Below are 5977 nucleotides of genomic sequence, written 5' to 3'. Positions count from 1 at the left end.
TGGAAAAAGAAATGAAGTATGATGCTCCGGCAGTGGAAGTGCTGGAAGTGGAAGTAGAGCTGGGATTTGTTGAATCCAATGGTCCGGGCTTTGACGATGATGGGAAAGAAGGTATCTAAGCAGATTATGTATTACATTAATAATTATTAATTGAAACAAGATGAAAACTAAGTATTTATTTTCAGCGGCAATCCTTGCGGGTATGTTCGTTGCATGTACTAATGAGGATTTTGTGGAGACATCTACAAATCCGGTTGATCCGAATGACGGTAGACCGACTGTAAACGTAAAATTAGGAGTAGACCTTGGCAATAATGCCGACACTCGTCTGATTTTTGACAGGAAAGAGGGCTATCAGTTTGAAGTAGGAAATAAAATCGGTGCCCTTTTGATGGATGAAATTCCGGCAACTCAGACGTTGAGACCTCACAGCGACCCGGCAGAATGGGCACAGTTGTCATGGTTGGAGAAATATAGTTTGACGAGTTATATTCATACTGACTATCCTTTTATTTGTACTTCAGAAACTGTCAACGGTGGAACTGTATGGGAATCGGATGCCAAGATGCTGGAAGGTAACTACTTCTTCGCATATCCGTATGAAGGCTACGGCGCAGAGCGTCAGATGGTCCACAGCATCATCAATCAAAAACAAGATGGTGGAGACGAAGCTGCTTATCTCAAATCTTATGCAGACAACCAGTTCTTCGTGGGCTACGGACAGATTATGAAAGGCAACGAGACAAAAGACGCTCTTGTAAATGTAAATATGTCCAGCGTATTGGGTGCAGTAGTCATCAAACTAAGAAACTCTGCTACAGTAGACCGTACAATTACCAAAATTACATTGAGTACTCCGAGTAGCAATAAAAACGGTAAAATCTATTCCCTCTTGACTATCGACCCGACAAAGGCTGAATACAAAGGAGTGAATGAAACTAAGATTGCTGCAAATGTTAAGAACTATAATCTTCGTGATTTAGAAAATGGTAACTATACAAAGAGCACGACTATCTTCAACTATGCCAACTATCTGGACAATGCTGAAGAATTGTATGACCATACGAAATATGATGCACAAGACAAATTTGTCCGCAACATTGGTGAAAACGAAGAAGACAACTATAAACGTATCGAAGCACTGCGTCGCACCATTAATCCGGTATCAGGCAGTGATGACTACTATGCAGAATTGTCTTTGACAGACGGCGGAAAGCCGGGTATCGTGGCTAAGGCTAACGAAGCTAACACAATTGAAGCTTGTATCATGATTAATCCTATCACTGTGAAGAATAGAGACGACAAACTGATTCTGACCATTTACACCACAGACGGTATGGTTAAGGACATTGACTTGACCAAGGAAAAATCAGAAAACAATGGTGCATCGAATACTGTGAAAACAGACCAGGCCATCTTGAACGTGGCTCCTAACGTGAAGAATAGCGTGACGGTTACATTCGACAACAACTCAGTCCAAGCTCCTACTGAAACTGCAATCAACAATAGCGATGACTTGAAACAATACATCGGCTGGGTTGCTACATTGGGTGACAAACGTCTGAACGTAGTGGAATTGCAGAACAATGCTGCCGTTGACGCCGCATCCGTGAAACTGCTGAAGGACAACAATATCAGCTTGTACGTGAAGGCAGTGGCCGATGCCAAACTGCAGTTACCTGCCGAAGCCGGTGTAGAAGATGCACTCGACTATATCATTGTTGACCAGGCTTGTACAGTGGAAGTTCTTGGAACCGCCAACATCGGTAAAAACACCTTGAACCGTGACTTTGATGCTAAACTGAAAGATATCCAACAGGATGCAATACAGACAGATAGATTTATGAACCTGAAACTCGAAGTTGCCGAAGGTGCTACTTTGAACGTGACAGGCACACAATTGGACGGTAATGAAGCAAATCCGATTGAGGTGGAAGTTACAAACAAGGGAACCTTGAATGTAGCGAAAGAAGGTAACATCAAGTTGCAGAAATTGACGAACGGTAGTGCGACCGAAACTGCCGCTGTTAATGTAGAGGGCAAAATGACCCTTGCCGCTGCCAGCACAAACGAACTGAAAGGTGTAGTTACAGTGAAGGCTGGAGGTTATCTGAGTGGAACTGTAGATGGATTCTTCGCAAATAAGGGTATCCTGCACAATCACGGTGCTATCTGGAACATCATCAATGCAGCCAGCGGTAGTGTAAAACCCTCTACTGTAATTATCTACAAGGATGCTACAGCTTGTAACTTCAACTCTAATGAAGGTGTCATCAAGTATGACGAACTCAGTGCCACGAACAAGATTACGGGTACAATCGTTACTAATCCCGCTTTGGGGCGCATTCAATATACTACGACGTATGCCGCCGCCGCTGCTACCAAAGAAATATCTACTGAGGATGTAGTGGAATACAGCATAACTGAACTGACTGTAACCGAAGGTACGCTGAAATCTAACTATGGACGTCCAGATGCAGAAGGAGATTATGAAGAAACCACATTGACTGCCCTGGTATTGAAAGGTAACGGCATCAAGGTTGTGGGTACACAATATCCGTTGGTAATGGATGCAACTGCGGAAAATCTCTTCCAGATAGAAGGAACTGTAGATTTGGGGGCAAGTGTTGTTTCTGCAAATGGTTTTACTAGTAAATCTTATATCTCAGGTAATGTAAACGTATCACAGAAGATTGCATTTGCAAAAAAAGCTACGGCTAAATTCAGCGCAGTTCCCGCATTTGATTATAATGAGTTGACTGCAGTTACTGCTCCTGTTATGAAGACAGCCACCATTGGCATTGCCGCTGGCAAGTACTTGTCCGTAGCTGCCATTGACGCTGCTGACGGAACTACCAATACTATTAACGCTGCCGGTACATTCTATGGCACTGTTGGTAGCGGTATTGATAAGAGTGGAGATATTCAAAATGCTCAGGCAGATCCTTTCAGTGATAAGTAACTACCTTATTGTCTTCATCATGCACTTTCTGATGGTTTACCCATCTGTATGGCAGCATGGGAGATGAGATAAACTGAAAAAATCCCCGTCTACGTAACATGTAGACGGGGATTTCTTTGTTTCAACTTGCTATGGAGAAATTCCGGAAAGCGATAGATTTGTAAGTCTTTCCGTTTTTTCGTAAGATACTTACTACTATTGAAACCACTTGGTTCCGGAATTTTTCATTTTGATACTTTCGGCCAAGAGTTGTTACCCCAAGTACCGCCGTTCTGGTTCAAAGTCTTGCACCATACCTCTGCAGCATAATTATCTTGAGATGCTGTCGTAGCAACCAGGATAGTACACTTGCCGGTCTTGTTCAAGTCGAATGAGCCGGTGATTTTTGTAGTATTGTTGTTCAGGAATTCTACCTCTGCCTTTTTAGTTGACTTCGGAGTAGCGTCACCAACGATGAAATCAGCACCTACTGTCATGGTTGTCTTTGCATAAACGTTTGAAGTACCATCCTGTGTGCCACCGATAGCAACTTTCGTTCCATTTGCCATTTGGGCTAGAACAACGCTGTTTGTTACAGCCACGTCACATTGCAGTGTTACATTGCCGGCTTCATTTCCATCTACAGAAATGCTGTTTGTCTTCAGAGTTTTGATGCCTGTTTTTTCAATTGTCAGTGCATTCTTTGTCACAATCAAATTACCGATAGTGACATCTGCGGGAGAAGCAGCGGTAGATTTGAATGTGATAGCGTCTTTTGACAGAATTTCAAAGTCTACATTAGGACTATTGACACCACTCAAATCGAATTTCTTCGGAGTAGCACCACTAGGCAATGCATCGGTATCAGTAAAGCGTACACGTGTAGTCGGTCTCAAGTTTTCGTTCAAAGCGAGTCCCAGTCTGTTCTGTCCGTTAACTTCGCATACATACTGTCCTTCGGCTGTATTGTCAAACTGTTTGCCACCAAACTGGCTACCAATCTTATCGGTAAACCAACCTTCAGCTGTATTGGCAATGGTACCGTTGTTGTTGATGTTACCGCCGTTGCTCATCTGATAAGCATTGGTCACAGTTCCTGAAATAACAAGCGTACCGTCTTCGTTTGCATTACCCGTACCCTTGATAGTGAACACAGCGTTATTCTGAAGTTTGGAACTTACGTTCACTGTAGCAAGGCTGTTCAAAGTAACTTCGCCATATTGAGTATCGTCATTTTCCTTGATATACTGGCTAAGGTTGTTCAGATTACCCTTGATGTCCGTCACATTCTTGTTGTCGACATCTGCACCAGCGATAAATTCAATCTCACCGTAGTTGTCGATAGTACCTTCGAAAGTGAATGCTTTGTTCCCGGTCGTACTTTCACCTACCACCAGTTTTCCGGGGTATGCACCACAGCAACCTTGGCCTTCAATCAGGATGTCTGATTTGATGTTGGCTTTGTTTCCGGTAACGGTCATGGTGATTGCAGCAGCAGCGTTTTTGGCTGCTGCAGGAATAATGATTCTACCACCCTCGACAGTTACGGATTTATCAAGTGGCCAACTTGCAGTCAGCTCAATATCGCCCAACAATGTAATCGGGGTAACATTCGCAGTGGCCATAGCCTTCAAAGAAGCTTCGTTGATGGCAATGTTCTTTGTGAAATCGGCAGCGGAAGCAACTGTTACATTGACCGTTGCCACCCCACCAGGAGTTACCGTGATTGCGGGTGCATCATATACAGCAGATTTTGTCTTATCGCTATCATAAACCACCACCTTCAAAGCACCGGTTGTAGTAGGCAATGCAGAGAACCAAACGTCTGTATTGCCATTAACCTGCGGGTTAGTGATAGTTGCAGACAACATGTTGGTATATTCCTCTGTACCACTCATATAAATGGCTTTTCCGGCTGTCGGGTTATTTTTGTTGGCAATAATCTTCTGTGCGCTCAGGTTTACTTTAGAAATAAACTTGCCGTCAGCATCCACTAAAGCAACGCTTGCTGTATTATCAGTCACACCCGCACCATTCAGGCGCACGCGAATCAAACCGGACAGATTGTAGAAGCTGAAATCGTTTGCCGTAGTTCCACCTACCAATGCGGGGGCATATCCATAAGCAAACATTGCATGTTCCTTACTCAAGTGTGCAAACACGTTGGCAGGAGTTGCATCTACATCGAACACCACAGGAGAAGTGGCCGGGATACATCCTTCATCCTTTAAGTCGGTATTGAAGGGGAAGTAAGCAATATAATCGCCACCAAACAAAGTCTGCGCAGATGTCTTGAAGAAAGCAGAACGCATGTCGTAAGTAGCCTCTGCAGTTCCGTTATTGGCAGTTCGTGGTGTGAATGTTACATATTGTGTTTCTTTGATGTTGCTACTGCTGAGGAAATTGTCATCCGCTGCGCTGGCAGCATCCGTATTTACGAACTTCGTGTCAGCTGTAACATAAGTAACATTATGGAAGTTATATCCATTTTTCACATAGCCGTCACAAGGTTCTACATTTGCCTTCAACTCATCCTTTACCAACCAACCGTTGTGAGTGAATTCATAGTTGGTGTACACTACATCAGAAGCAGTTTTTCCTACCCAGCAAAGACCGATTCTGTCCAATATTGCCGGTCCGTCGGCACTAGGAGCAACAGGTTTCCACAAATACAACAGTTGGCCGGCATCATTCTTTTCCCATGCGGCTCTTGTTGTACCTCCAGCTTCACCTTTTGTTGCGGAAATTACAAAATCAGGTCCAACTTCCACCAAATCACCGTTCTTTTGTACGGCTTCATTTGTAGAAAGCAATTCGTCATTAGAACATGCTCCGAAAACGAGGGGCAATGCCAATGCAGCTAAAAACAATTTTGTCTTCATTTTACTTATTTTTATTGTTTTGCAATTAATAAACGTTTATCTGTAATAAACAATATTCCCTTCTGTTAATCCGGTATTTCAATAGGAGGTACGCCTCCGGAGGTATCACTACCTGCAAATCCCAGTTCAATCTCCACTTCCAGAACTTCCATTT

The 5977-nt window shown here is 43.4% G+C and carries 2 protein-coding genes; one reads left to right on the top strand and one right to left on the bottom strand.

All coding sequences use genetic code 11. The features are described from left to right. Window positions 1–160 precede the first annotated feature (160 nt). The gene (locus JCM16496_RS20400; RefSeq protein WP_128809775.1) at window positions 161–2962 is read left to right on the top strand and encodes a hypothetical protein; all 2802 of its coding nucleotides are present in this window, start codon (window positions 161–163) and stop codon (window positions 2960–2962) included. Window positions 2963–3186: 224 nt separating this feature from the next. On the opposite strand, the gene JCM16496_RS20395 is transcribed toward JCM16496_RS20400, so the two are convergent. Next, complete coding sequence (locus tag JCM16496_RS20395; protein ID WP_025836358.1) at window positions 3187–5823, bottom strand: hypothetical protein; 2637 nt, start codon at window positions 5821–5823, stop codon at window positions 3187–3189. Window positions 5824–5977 lie beyond the last annotated feature (154 nt).

This window comes from Bacteroides rodentium JCM 16496, assembly GCF_000614125.1.
Taxonomy (GTDB): Bacteria; Bacteroidota; Bacteroidia; order Bacteroidales; family Bacteroidaceae; genus Bacteroides; species Bacteroides rodentium.
Note: the sequence above shows the minus strand (reverse complement) of the source record. Positions and strands in the feature narration are given on the sequence as shown.